Source organism: Borborobacter xinjiangensis (assembly GCF_047739745.1).
Taxonomy (GTDB): domain Bacteria; phylum Pseudomonadota; class Alphaproteobacteria; order Rhizobiales; family Rhizobiaceae; genus Pseudaminobacter.
This window is the reverse complement of the sequence record NZ_JBLLVA010000012.1, coordinates 75,449-95,488: the sequence shown is the minus strand read 5'-3', so window position 1 is coordinate 95,488 and position 20,040 is coordinate 75,449. Positions and strand designations below refer to the sequence as shown.

General features: G+C 58.5%; 15 protein-coding genes. 10 read left to right on the top strand and 5 right to left on the bottom strand.

Translation table 11 applies throughout. The features are described from left to right. The first annotated feature begins 411 nt into the window (after positions 1 to 411). Both ACLKMW_RS14500 and chrA read left to right on the top strand, forming a co-directional pair. Positions 412 to 1,230 (top strand): chromate resistance protein ChrB domain-containing protein, encoded by an 819-nt coding sequence (locus tag ACLKMW_RS14500; RefSeq protein ID WP_415725162.1) that lies wholly within the window; start codon positions 412 to 414, stop codon positions 1,228 to 1,230. Between the two features lies 1 nt (position 1,231). Next, positions 1,232 to 2,632: a chromate efflux transporter gene (gene chrA, locus ACLKMW_RS14495; protein WP_415725161.1), complete on the top strand. Its 1,401-nt coding sequence runs from the start codon at positions 1,232 to 1,234 to the stop codon at positions 2,630 to 2,632. 453 nt (positions 2,633 to 3,085) lie between these two features. On the opposite strand, the gene ACLKMW_RS14490 is transcribed toward chrA, so the two are convergent. After that, positions 3,086 to 4,015: a helix-turn-helix transcriptional regulator gene (locus ACLKMW_RS14490; RefSeq protein WP_415725160.1), complete on the bottom strand. Its 930-nt coding sequence runs from the start codon at positions 4,013 to 4,015 to the stop codon at positions 3,086 to 3,088. 523 nt (positions 4,016 to 4,538) lie between these two features. Between ACLKMW_RS14490 and ACLKMW_RS14485 the strand changes: the two genes are divergently transcribed. The 7 genes from ACLKMW_RS14485 to ACLKMW_RS14455 all read left to right on the top strand — a co-directional run bounded on the left by ACLKMW_RS14485 (position 4,539) and on the right by ACLKMW_RS14455 (position 14,283). Next, on the top strand, positions 4,539 to 5,471 hold the full coding sequence (locus ACLKMW_RS14485) for a formylglycine-generating enzyme family protein (RefSeq protein WP_415725159.1): 933 nt from the start codon (positions 4,539 to 4,541) through the stop codon (positions 5,469 to 5,471). Beyond that, positions 5,458 to 7,836 carry an arylsulfatase gene (locus ACLKMW_RS14480; RefSeq protein WP_415725158.1) on the top strand — a complete coding sequence of 793 codons (2,379 nt, stop codon included), beginning with the start codon at positions 5,458 to 5,460 and terminating at the stop codon, positions 7,834 to 7,836. The genes ACLKMW_RS14485 and ACLKMW_RS14480 overlap by 14 nt, the downstream gene beginning before the upstream one ends. A gap of 280 nt (positions 7,837 to 8,116) precedes the next feature. Next, positions 8,117 to 8,902, top strand: a complete 786-nt coding sequence (locus ACLKMW_RS14475) for an outer membrane protein (RefSeq protein ID WP_415725157.1) — start codon at positions 8,117 to 8,119, stop codon at positions 8,900 to 8,902. Between the two features lie 421 nt (positions 8,903 to 9,323). Beyond that, a complete protein-coding gene (locus ACLKMW_RS14470) occupies positions 9,324 to 11,528 on the top strand; it encodes a mechanosensitive ion channel family protein (protein WP_415725156.1) in 2,205 nt (734 codons plus the stop codon). 200 nt (positions 11,529 to 11,728) lie between these two features. Continuing rightward, a complete protein-coding gene (locus ACLKMW_RS14465; protein ID WP_415725155.1) occupies positions 11,729 to 12,526 on the top strand; it encodes a DUF2092 domain-containing protein in 798 nt (265 codons plus the stop codon). Between the two features lie 56 nt (positions 12,527 to 12,582). Next, on the top strand, positions 12,583 to 12,852 hold the full coding sequence (locus tag ACLKMW_RS14460; protein WP_415725233.1) for a hypothetical protein: 270 nt from the start codon (positions 12,583 to 12,585) through the stop codon (positions 12,850 to 12,852). Positions 12,853 to 13,083: 231 nt separating this feature from the next. Next, positions 13,084 to 14,283: an alpha/beta hydrolase gene (locus ACLKMW_RS14455; RefSeq protein WP_415725232.1), complete on the top strand. Its 1,200-nt coding sequence runs from the start codon at positions 13,084 to 13,086 to the stop codon at positions 14,281 to 14,283. 655 nt (positions 14,284 to 14,938) lie between these two features. Here the strand turns inward: ACLKMW_RS14455 and ACLKMW_RS14450 are convergent. The 4 genes from ACLKMW_RS14450 to ACLKMW_RS14435 all read right to left on the bottom strand — a co-directional run bounded on the left by ACLKMW_RS14450 (position 14,939) and on the right by ACLKMW_RS14435 (position 18,105). Then, positions 14,939 to 15,163, bottom strand: a complete 225-nt coding sequence (locus ACLKMW_RS14450; protein ID WP_415725154.1) for a hypothetical protein — start codon at positions 15,161 to 15,163, stop codon at positions 14,939 to 14,941. A gap of 104 nt (positions 15,164 to 15,267) precedes the next feature. Continuing rightward, positions 15,268 to 15,477, bottom strand: coding sequence for a cold-shock protein (locus tag ACLKMW_RS14445; protein ID WP_415725231.1), 210 nt, complete (start codon positions 15,475 to 15,477; stop codon positions 15,268 to 15,270). Between the two features lie 768 nt (positions 15,478 to 16,245). After that, positions 16,246 to 16,461, bottom strand: coding sequence for a hypothetical protein (locus ACLKMW_RS14440; RefSeq protein ID WP_415725153.1), 216 nt, complete (start codon positions 16,459 to 16,461; stop codon positions 16,246 to 16,248). 582 nt (positions 16,462 to 17,043) lie between these two features. Continuing rightward, entirely contained in the window at positions 17,044 to 18,105 is a 1,062-nt protein-coding gene (locus ACLKMW_RS14435; protein WP_415725152.1) for a hypothetical protein, read from the bottom strand. 199 nt (positions 18,106 to 18,304) lie between these two features. On the opposite strand from ACLKMW_RS14435, the gene ACLKMW_RS14430 reads away from it, so the two are divergent. Continuing rightward, on the top strand, positions 18,305 to 19,558 hold the full coding sequence (locus tag ACLKMW_RS14430; protein ID WP_415725151.1) for a TadE/TadG family type IV pilus assembly protein: 1,254 nt from the start codon (positions 18,305 to 18,307) through the stop codon (positions 19,556 to 19,558). Positions 19,559 to 20,040: the final 482 nt, after the last annotated feature.

The following is a 20,040-nucleotide window of genomic DNA, read 5'->3' as shown; positions in this document are numbered from 1 at the left end:
GGCGTTTTGGTGTCATGACGGGTCTCATCCCTTGTCCGCTGACCCCTTTTCGTGATGACGTTCGCCATCGCGCGCGGCGTTCCCGAGCCGGCGCCGCCTTCGCTGTGACCATAATGCGGGGGGGCCTTTACCCTCGGCACGGCGGCCTTGGTCACGGTGTTCTTTCGACGGCAGCTGATGCGGGGCTCTGCAGTCTGTCCCGCCTCATCGTGCGGGTGACACGATTCATCGAAGCGACCGCGGCTATTATCCTGATCGCCGTTGCCATTCATAAGATCGTTGGCTGAACGCCGGATTGCTTGACAGGAGCCACGATCGGAGCGATTGAATCGGCTATGGGGATTGCGGTCTCCCCACGAGGCTCCGGCCCAAGAATCGCGTCCAGCAACCCGGAACACGGAAGGACGCGCCATGCCATCCCCCACCACCATCTCGGTCGAAAAGCTTGTCCGTCTCGTCGGCACGCCGAATGCGCCGGCGCTGATCGATGTCCGCAACGACGATGATTTCGCTCAGGATCCCCGGCTGATCCCCGGCTCGATTCGGCGCAGCCATGCCGATATCCAGAGCTGGCGCGCCGAGCTGGCGGGACGATCGGTCATTGTCATTTGCCAGCAAGGCCTGAAGCTCAGCCACGGCACCGCGGCTTGGCTCCGTTCCGAGGGCGTGCCGGCCGACGTCCTCGACGGCGGCTTCGAGGCTTGGGCCGCAGCCGACCTGCCTGCGGTGCCTTGCACAAAACTGCCGCTGCGCGATGCCAACGGCCGCACCGTCTGGGTTACCAGGGCGCGGCCGAAGATCGACCGGATCGCCTGCCCCTGGCTGATCCGCCGCTTCGTCGATCCAAACGCCGTGTTTCTCTATGTTGTGCCCTCCGAGGTCAAGGCCGTCGGCCAGCGCTTCGAAGCGGAGCCCTTCGACATCGAGGGCGTGTTCTGGAGCCATCGCGGCGAACTTTGCACGTTCGACGTCATGGTCGAGGAATTCGGCCTTGAAACCGAACCGCTGCTTCGGCTGGCAACGATCGTCCGCGGTGCTGACACGGCGCGGCTCGATCTTGCCCCGCAGGTCCCCGGCTTGCTCGCGGCGTCGCTCGGATTGTCGCGCATGTACGCCGATGATCTCGCCCAGCTGGAAGCCGGAATGGCTCTCTATGATGCGTTCTATCGATGGTGCCGCGATGCCACCGACGAAACCCACAACTGGCCGACGAACAAGCCGGGAGCCTAAGATGACTGCGCTGCTCGAACAGGCGGCCCCGCAACATGCAGCGACCCACGGCATCTCCTTTGGCGAGGCGGTCAGGGTCTGGGTGCGGGTGGCTGCGCTCAGCTTCGGCGGCCCCGCTGGGCAGATCGCCGTCATGCACCGGCTCCTGGTGGAGGAGAAGCGATGGATTGGCGAGCAAAGGTTCCTGCATGCCCTCAACTACTGCATGCTGCTGCCGGGACCCGAAGCGCAGCAACTGGCAATCTACATCGGTTGGCTGTTGCACAGAACCAGAGGCGGGCTGGTCGCCGGGGCGCTCTTTGTCCTGCCCGGCTTCCTGTCGATCCTGGTGCTCAGTTACGTATACGCCGCCTTTGGCAATGTCGGAATTGTCGAAGGGCTGTTTTTCGGCCTCAAGGCGGCCGTACTTGCTGTTGTGCTCCAGGCAGTGGCCCGGATCGGCCAGCGCGCCTTGAAGAATTCTGTCATGGTCGGCATCGCCGTTGCCGCTTTCGTCGCCATCTTTTTCTTCGATGTCGCATTTCCGCTGATCATTCTTGCGGCGGGGCTGATCGGCTTGGTCGGCGGGCGGGTCGGCTCGTCCAGGTTCCATGTCGGCGGCGGGCACAACGGTTCTGGCCATGTATTCGATGACCGCGAGTCGGCCCTTGGCGAGGAAACGCCAGCGCATGCGCGGCCGAATCTCGCCTGGTCCTTGCGGGTGTCGGGCGTGTTCCTCGTGCTGTGGCTTCTCCCGGTCGCGCTGCTGCTTGGCTGTTTCGGTCCGGACAATATCTTGAGCGAGATCGCCGTCTTCTTCAGCAAGATGGCCATGGTGACCTTCGGCGGCGCATATGCGGTTTTAGCCTATGTCGCGCAGCAAGCCGTCGAGCAATACGGCTGGCTGCGGCCGGGCGAGATGCTCGACGGACTGGGGATGGCGGAAACGACGCCGGGACCATTGATCCAGGTCGTCCAGTTTGTCGGATTCATGGGAGCCTACCGGAATCCGGGCGCACTCGATCCGATGGTGGCGGCCACGCTGGCGGCGGTGCTGACTACCTGGGTGACCTTCCTGCCGTGCTTCCTGTGGATCTTCCTCGGAGCCCCATTCATCGAGACGCTTCGCGGAAACGGCGTTGTGACCGGCGCGCTTTCGGCCATCACGGCCGCGGTGGTCGGCGTGATCATGAATCTCGCCGTGTGGTTCGCGCTTCACGTGCTGTTTGCCCAAGTGATCGAGTGGCAGGGCTACGGAATTGCCGTAAGCGTACCAGTGTGGCAGAGCGTCCGGCCACCTGCGGCGGCCCTGACACTTGCCGCCATAGTTGCGACGTTCGGCTGGCGGGCCGGAATGATCCGGCTGCTGCTGGGCTGTTCGCTAGCCGGAGCGATCTGGTACCTCGCAGGTGGGACGGTCTAAGCCAGAAGCAAGGTCCGCTGCGCGGCGGAGATCGAGTCCGATGGACCAGTACCAGACACAGATGGCGCAGGACTCCGCATCCTTGTGGATCAGGAGGATTACGCCCCACGGGGATTACCTTATGATTGACTTTGGTGACGGCTGTGGAGGCAGGCAGGGAACGCGAAATAAGGACCCTCAAGCGCCGGCGAGAAGGAGGCCGCCGCTATCGCCACGGCGACGAGGACATGATGCTGCGCGGGCGGGTTGCTGGAGGTTCTGGGCCACTGCTGATCGAACTCGCCGTGGGCACCCGCTCGTCCTCGTAATCAGTCGGTTAAGCTCCAGAATGCCCTTGAGGTGCCCAAACCAGTAACTCAACCCTCTTTCGCGACTCGAGGTGACATGGGCCTCTGGCCGCGAAATCGCGCGCCCTCACGAGCACCTTTAAGGACAGCAATATCGCATGGCAGTCTAGCCCCGCTCTTTGGCGCGAAATTCACGTGGTCCAAAACCGGTCGCCTTCCGAAAGGCACGCGAGAATCCGGCTGGAGACGAATAGCCCAGGTCTTCCGAAATGTGGGTGATCGATACGGAACCGTCGCGCAACATTTCCGTCGCTCGCTGAGTTCTTACCGAAGTCGTCAGGCTGCGAAAGTCGGTACCTGCGTGTTGAAGCTCACGCTGAAGCGTTCGGATGCTAGTGTCCAGGGATCGTGCAACATCGTCGATGGACACGTCGCCCGTAAGAAGGCGGGCACGAATCTGAGCCACGGCGATGTCGAGCAAGCTGCGTGGCGCCCCGCCAGGCCGGTCGCGCGCGACATCGTGGAGAGTCACGATCGACCGCGATGGTCGTCGGGGCGCCGCCATCAGCCAATGCCGCTCGGCAACGATCGCCACTGCAGGTGCATTGAATATGACAGGGCACTTAAATACATCTTCAAAAGGGGAGGTATGGCACGGCACGGGGATGTCAAGCTCAACGCGAAGCGGGCGCCAATAGTTTGGCAAATATGCCTTGAACAAGCTCAACAGTTCGCCGGCGGCAGCGCAGGCGACAGCGCCATATCCCTCAGAACCGGCCAACGCAAATGTATAACCAAGGCGTAGCTCATCGGCAGTAGTTGTGACAGACAAGCCGTCATAGGTGCTATGATAGTGAAGCGCCGCAATGCTTCGTACGATCGCTTGCTCGAGGTTGTCCGCTTCAGTCACAAACCGTCCGAAAGTGCCGTAAGCGGCGACGTTCATGTTTGGTACGAGGAGAAGTCCGAGATTGGTGTCGCCGACCGCCCGCGCCATCGCGTCGACGAACCCCACCACGGACTGCTGGGGAATGTAGAAATTTCCATCCTCAATCAGTTCGACGTCGAAACCGGCGGCGCGATTGGCGTGCCGCAACGCTCTCTCCCCGATCTCGGCTCGTATGAACGCGGGCAGACCATGCAGGACATGGCTGGAGATCACAGGGACCGCGGCTATGTGAAGCTCCTACACCCGACTTTGGCGCATAATGAATACTTTTACATATCGGGCGCCGACGGGTGTGGCAAGCGGCATGCACATCGCGATTGGAACGAAGATGCGCTCTATCCACTATGAATAGGCGGCTGCCGCGACCTCGTCGGTTTTGCAGCCCGCTCGGCCCAAGGCGCTCTCCGGCGGACGCCAGCCTTTCCAAGAAACTTGGATCACAGGTTGCGACCGACATCGATCCTGTCCACGGTTCAGCGAGCGTCGCAGGGACGAAAAGCCCAGGCCTGGCTTGGCGTGAAATGATAAGTCAAGCCTATCCGCAGACTGTAGGAAAGAGCTGCGCGGGGTGACCTCTTACAGCGGCCCCTGCAACCGGGCTCAAACAGGTGTCGCTGTGCTTACCAAAATCGCTCGATCTAGCTCGCTACCGAACTCCAGACAGCAAGGCATGATCTTCGTAGCAGGCGGAACCTTTTGGATGGGCTCTGATAGGCACTATCCAGAAGAGGCCCCTGCTCACCGCGTTCACGTCGATGGCTTCCTTATCGACGAGACGCCAGTCACGAATGGCGAATTCTCCGATTTCGTTGCAGCAACCAACTATCGCACTTTCGCTGAGATGGTGCCCAATCCTGAGGACTATCCCGGCATTCAACCGGAGATGCTTTATGCCGGATCGCTGGTCTTTCGCCCGTCGATTGGAACTGTCGATCTACACGACTGGACACAATGGTGGTCCTTTCTGGAAGGCGCTAATTGGCGACACCCGTACGGTCCTCGCAGCAGTCTCGAGGGGATGGAGGATCACCCCGTCGTCCACATCTCACACCACGACGCCGTGGCGTATGCCAGGTGGAGGGGCAAGGATCTTCCGACCGAAGCCGAGTGGGAATTTGCCGCGAGAGGCGGACTTGACCGGGTTGAGTTCGCCTGGGGGGAGGAACTAACGCCGGGCGGTCGCCATATGGCAAACACATGGCAAGGGCCGTTTCCTACGGCCAATCACGCACAAGACGGGTACGTGTACACGTCTCCTGTCAGAGCCTTTCCGCGCAATGGATACGGCCTCTACGACATGATCGGCAACGTCTGGGAATGGACGTCGGATTGGTATGCTCCGCGGCACGAGGCCGACCTCTCGAAGGCTTGCTGCATCCCCCGAAATCCACGTGGCGGCGGCGAGGCCGGTAGCTACGATCCATGCCAGCCCGAGATCAGGATTCCGCGGAAGGTTTTGAAGGGAGGCTCGCATCTTTGTGCACCCAATTACTGTCGCCGCTACCGCCCCGCTGCGAGGCATGCAGAGGCGATTGATACGTCGACGAGTCACGTCGGTTTCAGATGCGTTGTCAGACAAGGAGGACACAATGAAGTTTCTTAGGCATTTGAGCGCGCGATGGCTGGGTGCGAGCGCGGCGGCCCTGCTGCTGGGTGCGCCTGCGATTGCCCAGGAATCGCTGCCCTTCCCGCCCACGCCTTCAGGGAGTAAGGCTGGTTCGACCATAGCCGAATCGACATACAGTCCTTTGCAGGCGCAGTCGCATCTTCCTGCCGGTGCGCCGAACATCCTTGTGATCATGCTCGACGACGTAGGGCCGGCGCTGCCCGGCACGTTCGGCGGCGTGATCGAAACGCCGACGTTGACCCAACTTGCCCAGGAAGGCGTTTCCTACAACCGCTTCCACAATGCCGCCATGTGTTCCCCGACGCGGGCAGCGCTACTCACCGGACGCAACCATCATCGCGTCGGAAGCGGTCAGATCGCGGAGTTGGCCAATGACTGGGACGGATATACCGGGCGGATACCGCGCACGTCCGCAACCGTTGCGAAAGTTCTCGGCTACTACGGATATGCGACCGGGGCGTTCGGCAAATGGCACAACACGCCTGCCAATGAGACGACGGCTGTCGGACCCTATACCGACTGGCCCGCTGGCGAGGGGATCGGTTTCGACTACTTCTACGGCTTCCTTGCCGGCGAATCCTCGCAGTGGGAGCCTGCCGTCGTTGAGAACACCGTCCGTGTCGATCCCGCTCATGGGAAGGAAGGTTATCATTTCACCGAGGATATGACGGACAAGGCGGTGTCATGGATGAAACAGGTTCGCGCGCTGACGCCGGACCGGCCCTTCTTCATGTATTGGGCCCCCGGCGCCGCGCATGGGCCGCACCACATCTTTAAGGAATGGGCTGACAAGTACAAAGGCAAGTTCGATGACGGCTGGGATGCCATGCGCGAGCGCATATTCGCCCGCCAGAAGGATCTGGGATGGATACCGGAAAATACGGAACTCACTCCGCGTGCGGACACACTAGCAGGCTGGAGTGACATTCCGGAGGACGAGAAGCCTTTCCAGCGCCGCTTGATGGAGGTTTTCGCCGGATATACCGAACACGCCGACACGCAGGCGGGAAGATTGCTGAATGCGCTCGACGAACTCGGCATCCGCGACAACACGCTTATTTTCTACGTATGGGGTGACAACGGATCAAGCGCGGAAGGCCAAAACGGTTCTATCAGCGAGCTGCTGGCTCAGAATGGCATCCGCACCGAGATCAAGGACCATATTCGAGCGATGAACGACCTCGGCGGTATGGACGTGCTTGGCTCGCCCAAAGCCGACAACATGTATCACGCCGGCTGGGCTTGGGCCGGCTCCACGCCACACCGGTCCACCAAGCTGGTCGCCGCCCATTTCGGCGGCACCCGTACACCACTCGTGGTCTCGTGGCCAGGCAAGATCAAGCCGGACAAGACGCCACGCGCGCAGTTCCACCACGTCAACGACATTGTGCCGACGATCTATGACATTCTGGACATCCACCCGCCGAAGCTGGTGGATGGCATCAGCCAGGATCCGCTCGACGGCGTCAGCATGGCTTACACTTTCGACGACCCTGGAGCGTCGGGACAGAAGAAGAGTCAATATTTCGAGATCATGGGCAGTCGCGCCTACTACCGGGACGACTGGATAGCCTCTGTATTCGGGCCTCGCACGCCCTGGACGCCCGGGCTTGATCCCGCCATCTTCAAATGGTCGCCGGACAACGACGTCTGGGAGCTTCACGATCTTAGCAAGGACTATTCCCAGGCGAAGGACGTGGCGGCTGAACATCCGGAGAAGGTCGACGAGCTCAAGAAGGCGTTCGCGAGGGACGCGGAAGTAAACAAGGTATTTCCCGTCGGTGGTGGCCTGTGGTCAGCGGTCTTCCATCCGGAAGATGCGCCGTCCAATCCCGCGACCGAATTTGCGTTCACACAGGAGGTCGTCGGCGTTCCCGAGTTTACGGCTCCGAAAGTTGGAGCACGCAGCAACCTCGTGACGATCGACGCGGAACTGCGGCCGGACTCCGCCGGGGTTTTGTATGCTCTTGGCGCTTTCTCGGGCGGGCTCGCGCTTTGGGCGGAAGACGGCAAGCTCAACTACGAATACAATTTGTTCGAGATTGAACGGACGCGCCTTGAATCGTCGGAGCCGTTGCCGAGCGGCAAGGTCAAAATCGAGGTCGAGACCCGCAAGGCAGGCAACGATCACGCGGCACCGCTCGACGTTGTCATCCGCGTCGATGGCAAGGAGGTGGCAAAAGGCCAGGTGCCCCGCTCAGCTCCCCTTACGTTTACCGCCAACGACGCGTTTGACGTGGGCAGGGACAGCTACTCGCCAGTTTCGCTCACATATTTCGACCGGAAGCCGTTTGCGTTCAACGGCAAGATCGAACAGGTGAAAATCGAGTATCTGAAGTGAATGGAAACTCTGGGAGCTTACGCATCCAACCAAACCATGAAGCGGCGACCATCTGGTTGCCACTTCATTCCTCGTTCTGCGAGGAAGTTGTTAGCGAATAGCGCGGTCGTGCAGAGACCTGTTGCAGAAAAGATTGAATTTTTAACGCACCATGAGCACCAATGGCACCAAATGATAAGTCCCCCTGTCCGGGCAACATAAGGTGCGTGAGATATGGCTGAGCGGCGGTCTCCCTGCCCTGCTACTGTTCGAAACACGTAGACGCACGAAGGAACCGTCCATGAAAAGCGTTGTTAAAGCCTGCTTCATCTGGGCGGCACTTTCATCAACCCCCGCAATGGCCGCGGATGATCTGATATCCGCCACAGGACCGGACGCGTCACCCAAGCTTGAGGAGGGCTGGACTTATTCGGTGACGCCCTACTTCTGGGCGGCGGGTCTGTCCGGTCAGACGTCACAGTTCAATCTGCCGGTTGTCGAAATAGACGCCAGCTTCAGCGACATCTTCAGCAATCTCGATTTTGCCGCGATGCTGATCGTCGAGGCTCGCAACGGGCGCTACAGCCTGTTTGGCGATCTGATGTACACGAAGTTATCCAGCGGAGCCGCAACACCGCTGGGCATTGCCGCAACCACTGTGGAGGTCGACACTTCGAGCTTTGCTGGACTGGCGGGTGCGGGCTACTCCGTTCTTGAAGGGTCAGCTGGCCGACTGGACGTGGTCGGCGCCGTACGCGTGTGGTCTGTAGATACCGAGATCTCTTTTAGCGGAGCGTTCCTCGACGGCCAGACCCGCAGCGACAGCGCGACCTGGGTGGATGGGCTAATCGGGGTGCGCGGCAACTACGCCTTCACGCCACGATTTTATGCAATGGGATGGGGGTTGGTCGGTGCTGGCGGCGCAGATATAGATTGGGACGTCATGGCTGGCGTCGGCTACAACATCAATGAGACCTTCTCCGCGACATTCGGTTACCGGGCGCTTGGGGTGGACTACAGCAACGACGGCTTTCTGTTTGACGTTGTGCAGCAAGGCCCAATCGCGGGTTTGACAATCCGTTTCTAACCTGGCGGCGAAATGCGGTTTTGGGCGCTATCGCCGTAACCGTCCACGGGTTTCACGGCTCTCCGACACTGCAATCGGTGCGACAGGAAATGAATGCCAGAATAGATTGATCTGATGCTGATCTGATAGGAACGACAGGAGCAATGAATGAGGGGTAGGCTCGCAGCATAGGGGAATTCTCTTGGCGAAGTTTACGTCCCATGTCCATAGCGACGGCGACGTTCTGCAGTGCCTCAAAGCGCGAGCAGATCTACAGCGCCCATTGCAATCCGTCGATATAGACGCCGATAGCGCTGAGCCCGTTCGAAATGGCAGGATAGAACCAATGAAATTGCTTCCCTTCTCAGCAGCCTTGCTTTGGTGCTGTTTCCTGGAGACGTAAAATGATAAGCACGCTCAGGCACCAACTTGCGGCGCACGGATGCGGATTCAGAACGTCCCCAATGTGCTCATTGATCGCCCCAGGCGTCCAGGAACGAGCAAGCTCGGGATGTTCTTGGCACCGTTAGCCGAATCTTTCCGTCTCGCGGCGGTCGTTTTCATGCTGCTTTTGGCGCTACCCCCGGTGGCGCACGGGCTTCCTGCCAAGACCGCAGACCAATCGTCCGATGTGCAGGAATTTCTAAGGCTGTTGGGGAAGGCAGACGTTCAGGAGTGGCTCCGCAGGCAGCAAGCTCCAGCAGCGGCACCCGACGAATCGCGCGCAGCGATAAAGGATCCCTCGTTCGGGCGGGCGTTTTCACAGCGCCTCACCGCGATCCGGATTCATTTAGCTGAATTGTTACGGGTCGTACCCGAACTCGGAACCGAGATACGACAGGCCGCCCAAAGGCTGCGTGATGCTAGTGGCGCATCGGGCCTGTTCTCGACTTTTATCACGTTCTTCTTGTTTGTCGGCTTGGGGTTCGGTTCGCAGGCGATCGCGAAAAGCCGCGCTAAGCCTGACCGTCGACCGACAGATGTTGAGGAGCAGAGCCTCGGTTCAAAGCGACGCCGGCGGCTGGGAGCGTCGGTTCTCCGCGAACTGGTAGGAGTGTTGGTGTTTAGTGTTACATGCTTCGCTCCGTTCTTGTTGCTCGACCGCGATCGGCTATCGGAGGCGGTCCTGCTGAGTTTCCTTGCAGCATGTGCTGCATGGGTTTTGTCGAGAGCGATCGCATCCGTGATCGCGGCGTCTGTTGAGGACCAAACATCGACAGGATATCGTGCGGACAAAGACCATATCTGTTTCTGGATGGTCGCCGCAGTCGGGTGGTTTGCTCTCGGCAGTGCATTTGCAGAAGCGACGCGCCTCACTGGTATGGACCCACTCGCGACGGACCTTGTCTCCTACGTGCTGGGCCTGGGATTGCTCGCAATAGGGTTGGCGGCGATCTGGCGGACGCCGCGAATGGATTCGTCACCTGAAAAACCAACCCGCCCCCACTTAGCATACCGGTGGCTCGCCACGGTCTTCCTGGTCGTGCTGTGGACGCTGTGGGTCGCGGATGCGATGCGTCTCTTCTGGCTGTTGGCGATCGGTGTTCTGACGCCGGTCGCGCTCAGAGCCGCGAGGAAGGTGACGCGGCATCTGTTTCCCGCGGAGCATGACGATGGGACGGGCGCAATTGCCTCCGCGTCCATCGTGGTCTTCGATACGCTGCTTCGAGCAGCGTTGATTGGAATCGCATTGTGGATCCTCGCCGGAGCCTGGGAGATCAGCTTTTCGCACTTGGCGGCCGGAGGCGACCCGATCGCGAACATCGCGCGAGCGCTTCTTACAGCTCTTGCCATTCTGTTCGGCTTTGACGTGCTCTGGCAGTTTACGCGGACCGCGATCGACCTGAAAATCGCACGGGTGGATGAAAGTGCGTCTGCGGGCTCGCCGGTTGGGAGCCGGCAAGCAAGACTCCGGACCCTCCTGCCCGTGGTGCGAAACTTCACGATGGTAGTCTTTGCGACGCTTGCCTTGCTCATGACGTTGTCTACGCTTGGCATCGACATCGCTCCCTTGATCGCAAGCGCCGGTGTCGTTGGCCTGGCAGTCGGGTTCGGCGCCCAGACGCTCGTAAAAGACATCATCAGCGGCATATTCTATCTGCTGGATGACGCGTTTCGCGTCGGCGAATATATTGTCTCGGGCAGCTACACCGGTACCGTGGAATCTTTCAGCCTGCGATCGGTGCGGCTGCGGCATCACAATGGGCCAGTGTACACCATTCCTTTCAGCGCGCTCGGCGCGGTCCAAAATGTCAGCCGCAATTATGCGGTCGACAAGCTTCTTATCACAGTCAGCTATGACACCGATCTTGAAAAGACGCGCAAGGTGATCAAGCAGGTCGGCGAACAATTGATGGATGACCCGGAACTGGCGCCGGTAATTATCGAACCTTTGAAGATGCAGGCGGTGAGCGATTTCGGCACCTACGGCATCCAACTCAAGTTGAAGACGACAACGAAGCCGGGCTCTCAAAGTATGGTGCGCAGGAAGGCATTTCCGCTGATCAAGAAGGCGTTCGAAGAGAACGACATTGAGTTTGCGCATCCCACCATCAAGGTCGCGGACGGCCAGTCGTCGTCCCAGATTGCTGCCGGGCAGCAGGTGATAAGCGCGAGCGCTACTCCAGCCGGATCACCGCCTGCCTAATTCATGAGTTTTCGGAACGCGCGGCCATCCTGCCTACGCTGAGCAATGGTTGAGAGGTTGGCGCAAAATGGCAAGACGAGACGTCCACTGTCATAGCAAGATGCCCGTTGGAATGGCCCGCGTTGTCATCCCAGACCAGATCGTTGCGGGCCACATTACCGGGTGGAACGCGAGATGAAGCGAATTCTCGAGGGGAGAAAATGAGTGGATCGATACTGAAACGGCTCGGCACGGCTGGGCGACGCTACATGTTGCCATCGGCCCTCATGGCAGCACTGGCAGCGTATCCGGCGGCCGCACAGCAGATCGACCCGGCAGCAGACAAGATCCTTGTCGCAATGAGCGACAATCTCAAAACAATGTCGAGGCTCAGCGCTGACTATGACGCCGATCACGAGATCATCGACCTCAAGGGTCAAAAAATTCAGTACAGCGCGTCGGGCTCCCTCGCCCTTAACCGTGCCAAGGGCCTGCGCATAACGCGCAGGGGGCCATTTGATGATGCAGAGCTGATATTCGACGGGAAAACCATTTCGCTCTACGGCAAGGCGCTAAATGTCTACCTTCAACTAGAGAGTCCGGGGCCGAGCATTGAAGAGGCGACGGAAGAGTTTCGTGCCGCCACCGGCTTGGACGCGCCGGGAGCCGATCTGTTGGCCAGCGATCCCTATGCCGTCCTGACCGAGGGCGTGATCGAGGGAACGGTCGTCGGTTCAGCGTTTGTCGGCGGCATTGAATGCGATCACTTGGCCTTCCGAACAGATGTCGTCGACTGGCAAATCTGGATCAGCAAGGGTGAGAACCCGCTCCCGATTAAATACGTGATCACGACAAAGTGGGTGACCGGCGCGCCGGAGTATTCCCTGCGGTTGACCAATTGGAAGAGTAACGATGTCGACTCGGTTCAATTCACATTCGCTCCACCCGCAGGCGCCAGAGAGGTCGAACAGGTCTATGCGGATGTCATCGGCGAACTTTTACTTGAGGTGGGGGAATGAAGACGATGTCCAAGCTGCGCATCAGGCTCCTTCTAACGCCGCTCGTCGGCTTGAGCATGCTCGGCGTCGATAGTCTCGTGCCGACGCCATTCGGCTCATTCATATCCGCAGCGCACGCGGTTGTGGGACGTCCCTTAACGCCTGGCAGTGTCGCCGGCGTCGCAAGGCGCACCACCAGGCGCGTGATCCGTCGCTCGTCCATATATGCCGCTACCCTCCCTGCTGGCTGTACCAAAATGAGCATCAACGGCGCTGTCGTCTGGCGGTGCGGAGGGATCTACTACCAACCATATGGCGGACGCTACGTGGTGGTTTACGTCGACTGAGCTTGGCACATTTGATTCACGCTGACGGACAGCGTTCGGCGGCTACCGACCGCCGATTTTTTGCAAACCCTTCACGGCGATCACACGCCGTTTGGGGACGCTGTCGGCTTGATCGCACACGTGACAAACCGCGCTTAAGACTTCGCGATCGCTCGACGCCAAGAAATGCGTGTGGCTGTAATTAGGGGCGGAAGGACCCATGCGATGACCAGCCTTATCCGACAGTTCGCCATGGCCGAACTTGCAGCAGCAGCTCTCGTTGCCGCCTCGCTGACAGCCTGCGCAAGCCGACCGGCTGGCGTGCTTCAACCTGTTGCTGCTTCGCCGTCGAGCGACCGCGTCGAAATGCTTGTCACCACGATGCGTAATCGTTCCGTCAATCCCGGTGAGATGTTTAACGGGGAGCGCGCACTCGCTCCCGCATTCGCGGAGATTACGGTGTCGATCCCTCCCAAGGACGTTCGCAAGGTCGGCGAGGTTGCCTGGCCTCGAGAGCTCCCGCCGGATCCGACCACGGATTTTGCGACACTCAAGGCTGAACAAGTCGACCAAAGGACCGCCGAGAAGTGGCTGAACAAGAAAGCGAGTAAGAGCCCGGACCGCAGCGTCATGGTCTTTATCCACGGATTCAACAACCAGTTCGATGATGCTGTTTTCCGCTTCGCGCAAATCGTCCACGATTCAAACATGCACAGCGTACCGGTCCTTGCGACGTGGCCGTCTCGTGGCAGTCTCCTCGCCTACGGATATGATCGGGAAAGCACGAACTATACCCGAAATGCGGTTGAAAATTTGTTTCAGTATCTCGCTCGCGATGCGGAAATCAAAGAGGTCTCGATCCTCGCTCATTCAATGGGAAACTGGTTGGCTCTGGAATCCTTGCGCCAGATGGCCATTCGCAATGGCGGACTGCCGGCCAAGTTCAAGAATGTCATGCTCGCTGCGCCCGATGTGGACGTTGACGTCTTCCGTTCGCAAATTGCAGACATGGGGACGCAGCGGCCTCGCTTTACCCTTTTCGTGTCGCGCGATGATCGCGCGCTAGCCTTTTCCCGGCGCGTATGGGGGGACGTTTCACGACTGGGAGCCATTGATCCGGAACAGTCACCCTATAAGGAAGAACTCGCGGCGAACAACATCGCGGTCGTAGATCTTACAAAGATCCGGGCCGGCGACGAATTGCATCACAGCAAGTTTGCCGAGTCCCCGGAAATCGTCCAACTGATTGGCGCGCGCCTCTCCACCGGACAAACGCTAACGGACAGCCGACATGGACTTGGCGATACGATCGTCTCTGCGGCGGCGGGCGCCGCCCACACGGCCGGTACCGCCGCCGGTTTGGTTATCTCTGCTCCGGTGGCGATCATTGATCCGAACACCAGACAAAATTACGGTAAACACGTCGAAGCGCTGGACGTATCCCCCAAGTAAGCAAATCCCTTGGTATGAAAGCGGGTCTATCGGCGACCATCGTTGCTCCAGGAATTTCGCTTGAGCAATGCGGGCATCGTGTTTTGCGCCCGCCATTGCATAGCGCGTCCTACTTGGCTGGCATACACCCACGACGAGCTCTCCTTCGCAGTCTGGGGGTGATATCTTGCTTTGCGTGGTGCGCCTAACGGGGGGCGACAATGGCGTTGCCAACACCGCTGCTTGGTCAGCTGACCCCTTCTCCACACCGACGTGAATGTCCGCTTCACTTGTGGGGATCGAAACACCCGTAAGCTGGCGCTTTATCTGTGATGTCTGACGCAATAGCTCATGGCCGCACGCAACTAGATGAATGCGACCCCACCCACTCAAGAAAGCCTTGGCCAGAGGCAGACGGCATTTAGCGAGTACTAGACCACTTTCTCAGCAATAAAGGAGTCCCGTCGCTGGGGCGGACCTTAGTTCGACTGCGGACTCTGCCCCCGCGCGAGCGAGCGGCGGTGATTTTGAAATTGAGCCAAGCAAGGGAGCCTAAACGTTGCGAGAAGAGTTCGCGGACGGCCCCCAGTCCCATCGCGGGCAGAATAATGCTCGATTATTTTTGGGCGTTCGCGCGACAGTTGGCGCCTCGGATGCGGCGTGATTTTCGAGCAAATCAACGTTTTCGGAGTGTGCTATTACGAGCGACCACTTTGCGAGACTTGGCAGGCTCCAGCGGCTCTTGCGCAAGCCGAGCCAATCGAAGCCGCTCTGTCTTGGCTTCACGTTTTGCAGTTTCATCATCCAGTATCTGGCGAGCGATCTTGGTGGTTAGGTCAGCCTTGCTTTCTAGTTTGGAAGGTCTTGGCTGGAAAACAGCGGCTATTTCAGAGGGGTCCATGGTTGTCTCCAAAATGAAAAAAGGTCGGGACGCTCCCGACCTTCCTCTGATTGCTTTAACAGCCAGTGCCAGTACATCCGTGGTCAAAGGCTGAAGGCAATGACTTATGCGGCTTGCAGGTTTTCCGCAGCGGTCTTGCCATTGCGGCTATCGCGAACTGCATCGAATGAAAGCTTCTGCCCTTCAACGATGGTGCTCATGCCTGCCCGTTCAACAGCCGAGACATGAACGAAGACGTCTTTAGAGCCGTCATCGGGTTGAATGAAGCCGAAGCCTTTTGTGGAATTGAAGAACTTTACTGTTCCGGTTGTCATGACCATTTCCTTTCAAATCGGCATAGAAATGCGCCGCTTGGCCGAGTGCCAAACGTCGTAGTCTTTCGAAATTGAGAAGGAAGATCGTTAGAGGCGCCGTAGCGCAGAAACAAAGTTCGTCAACAAGATCGAATTTCCTACGTAAGCGCTGTTCATGGCTTTTACAAGGCCGGTGTCCGTCAATGCTTGCTTGAGGTGCCGGTCGGGACCGGCATGTTGGTTGTGGGGCTCCGCTCCCAATGCCAGAGGATTAAGCAATGAACGTGACGTCCGCGCATTTCAACATCAACGTCTTTCCGAGGGGGCCCAAAGACTGAACGGATAACAAGAAAGCGGGGGGTATCGCCATGACTCCACCGCCTTGAACAGACCCAGCCTGCCACTTAGACAGTCCTGAGTGAATTCCGCATCAAACAAGGTTACTAGTCCCGTCGCAGAGGAAACTTTGCGCGCTACCGATGATTTCGTAACACATGAGTTAACGTACGCAAGCGAGCCTCCTCGTTGCGTGGAGAGGCGGCGAGCCCGCTCTCAACAAAAGAGGGCCCGGCCATCGGGATTCGCAGAGGGTCGGCGGTGCGCCATGCAGACAAGGAGAACTGCAGCCAATATCCAGAGTTGCTACCATATCGGGACTGGCAGGGGGGCGGAGCGGGAACCTTGCGGCCGGCGCGTTGGCTCGCGTTGGACTACCGCATGTTCCCGCTAACCCGGTAGGTTATTCCAGCCTTAAGGTATTATTAGCATTGTTAATAGCGACAGACAGCCTCATCGCGCATTAGCTGCGAGAATCGCGCGAATTTCCGCTTCCGAAAGCTCGAATGTGTAGCGGTATTTGGACTTATCCCGATAGATGCCATCTGCAAGCACCGAAACCGCAACGTGGTCATCTTCTCCAGGGTGAATGTCTTCCTCTCGAACTGGACGATCAAAAATCGTTTTAGAACTACCGCTTCGCTTGGCCGGCATTACCTGTACCCGCATTCTACCCTCCCAAGTCCGCCTAAACCCAGGCCGATAATTCGTCTGCGTTGCTTTTGTTCCTTTAGCGCTCGCTGAAATTGTTCAACCACAAAGGATAGCGGCGACGCGGCTCGCCCTATGGAGCTTTCAATTCCGATAATCAATCACGGCGCCTGGGTGAGCGTCGCCAATGCGTTCCACCTTCCAGCAAGGGCCTTCTTGCGGTTGCCGAAGTCGAGAGCGCAAGGCGGCTGCGATCGGAAACGAGCGCGAGAACCGTTGATCCGATCGGTGTCCTACCGACGCCGGCCATCCGCTTCCGAGCGCTAGGTTGCTCGAGCAAGAGGACTCGCTTCGCCAGCCAAATCGACCGTCCGATCGCAACAGTCCAACACCAGCAGATACTTGCTACCAGTAGAAAGGACGGACCATGCCCCCCCGGTAATCAGCTTCGCACAGCGTAATCACGACTCGAAATACTTGGTCCCAAATCTGGAAAAGCATGGCGGGAAGATTTGCCGACTTTGTATGTAAGTTGGCCATGAAATCTGCCGTCTTTCTCGCGTGAGACGGCAGATTTTGTTCGGTACTAGCTCGATCGCTTTAGTCCCTGGCTTCGATCGATTCGCGGACCTGATCGATTTTGCCGTAAGCGTCACCGACACCGAGCACATCCCTGGCCCAACTCATCATTTCATCATCGACATAGTCGTCGCCATATTCTGACAGCCGGTTTTCATTTGCGGCATCAAGCAGGGCAGCCTTGAGTGCTTCGTCGTCCGTGCCTACTTCAGCGGCATTGGCGACCAGTTCGGCTTCATCAAGTGATGTTTTCGCGCTGGCCACCGCGTCGGCCTCAGCGCTGTCAAGTAAAGCCTCCACCGTCGACACCTCAGCCTCCCAGGCAGCGAGATCTTCAGGCGCGACAGTCGCTGCTTTCAGATCTGCCAACCGGGCCCTCAGGCTTTCCACCGTCGCGTTGTCATATGCGCCAACCGCACCGTCGTAGGGCGTTACAGCCGCCATTTCGACAGCGGCAGCGAAGCTGGCTTGTGCCTCCGCGAGCGCGCCAGCCGCTTCGACGACATTCTCCTGCGCCAAGTCGAGATTAGCCGATGCCATCACAAAAGCAGAGATGGCGGCCATCCGAGGCGACTCGGTGTTCAGATAAGCGTTATAGTTGCGCTTCAGCGAGTTGAGGCCAGCTAATGTGGCGTGGAAATTCTTCGGCTTGGCGCCCGGGACGGGCGCCGTTGTCGGAAGCCTCTCCATTTGGACGGCCTTGTTCGCCGATCTTGTCGTTTTGGTACGGGTTGCTGCTGTGCTCGCGGCGGATTTTTTTACGCGAGACCGTTCCTTGCCCAAAACTGCGCCAAACATTTTGCCAATTGAGCGAGAGACTGACTTGCTACTGTGAGATGATTTCGTGTGGTCGTGACGATCGGCCGACTTGCCATGTTCCGCACCGCCGCCCGTTCCGCTCCCTCCACTATTACCGTTGCCGCCCCCGTTTCCGCCGCCGTTACCGCCACCGCCACCGCCCCCTTTCGCATGAGCGGCAGCGGGGCCAAGATCGCCTATGGAAATCGTATTGAAATTAGCAGGCAGCGCTGTAATGGCCAGAGCCGATACCGCGCCAAGCAATAGGTTCGTTGCTCGATTCATCGTTTAATCCTTCCGCAGCCCCGCCATGCATAGAACTAGAACGAGCTGCCACGATTTCCAATAAATCAACGCGTCACGGCGACTTGCACTCGACACACCGTTTCCTGGAAAACCTTGCAAGGCCGACCCGCCGCACGTGTTGAGTTTTACTTTAATTTTAGCCCCACTTTCAATCTCCCCTTAAGCCGAACAGTATTTGATGGGTGACCGATTTTCTATGGGGGGCATCGTGCTGCGAAGATTCTGGAACTCGAGGCAGGGTAACTTTGCAGCTCTCACGGCAATTGCCATCGTGCCGATTATGGTTGGCGTTGCCGGGGTTGTTGATTTCGCGAGCACCTCCAACCAGGCCACGAAACTGCAAGGAGCGTTAGATGCCACGGCACTGGCTATTGGCACGAAATACTTCGAAGGAATGACGAAGACTGAACTACAGGGTTTTGGCTACAGGATATTCGAGGCCAACCTCAATCTCCTTGATCAGCAGGCAACGGAGTTGGGCTATGAGGAATCAAAGAGCAATTTCAGCGCCAGCGTGAACGGATCTGGCATTGCGCATTTGATCACCGTTTCTTCCAGCATCAGCCACCCAGGCTTCGTTGGCGGTATAGACTGGCGCGCCTACCGCATCTCCAAGGCAAAAGTGTTTTCGGGTCAGGAAGCATGCGTGCTTGCTTTGAGCCCCCATGCGTCGAGGGCAGTCGATATCCAAGGCTCGACCAATGTTGCAATGGACGGATGTGTTATCGCTTCGAATTCTGACGCGACGGATTCTCTTTACCGAGGTGGCTCTGCAAAGGTGCGCGCCGAATGTGCGATTGCTACCGGGGGCATCGTCGGTCTATCCGATTCCAATTCGCAGTTTCATTGCCCGCGGCCGCTTCCCGACCAATACCCCTCTTTTGACCCCCTCTCGGGTATAGAACCTCCACCCTATGGTTCATGCACCCCGATGAAAGGCGGCAAGGTTATTACGCTTGTGCCTGGCACGTATTGTGACAAAGCGGTCACCGGAACGGTGACGCTTGAGCCGGGTGTTTATATTTTTAGGGGCAGCAAGATCAGTCTCGGCGGCAATGGCAGTCTCACCGGCGCAGGAGTTACCATCTTTCTCGTGGACGGCGCCGAACTCAACATCAATGCCAATCAGCTTATCAACCTTTCACCGCCAACGACCGGTCCCTATGGCGGCATCACGATTTACCAAGAGCGGGGAAACACCACGCCAATGACCCTCAATGGCGGCGCCGGCACATCATTAAACGGGTTCGTCTATGCCCCTGACGCTCACATCACCTACACTGGCAACTCTGACACGGGCAGCAATGCTTGTGTGCGCATAGTCGGCGACACCGTGACGATGACCGGCAACTCCGTGGTTAAATCCGACTGCGGAGCGGCACTTGCAGATCGCGAAATGTATGCGAGCCGGTCAGTTGTGCTTGTGGAATAGAATGTTGTGCCAATCTGGGGCTCTCTGCCGACGCGGAATTCGGTACTTCGCCGACGATTAAAAGCGTCTCGGCGCTCCGTACTTGCCTCAAGTCGGGTCAGTTTCACAGCCCAGGCGATCATGCCGCCATGCTTGGCAACAAGGGTTGAAAACTCCGGATCGCTCTATCTTCGCCGCTTTATGGATCGGTTGCAGGCTGAAGCTCGCCCTCTCGTCACGGTCGAAAGCGATGATCACGATCGGCCTCGACATTTTTTGATGTCGGCCAATCGATCCGGTTCATGGTACCGCTTGCTTCTTGAGCAGCAATCCTTCGACGTTTAGGACCACTCCCCTCCGCCAGGGCCCTTGTGGCCGTCCGTCCGTTACAAAGCACGTCCAACGCTTTGATACCGTCCTCCCCTATCTCTGCTGACTCTGCTGCGTTCCTCGGCCCATATGGCAGCGCTTCATCCAATGGGAAAATCAGCGAATTGGTCCCC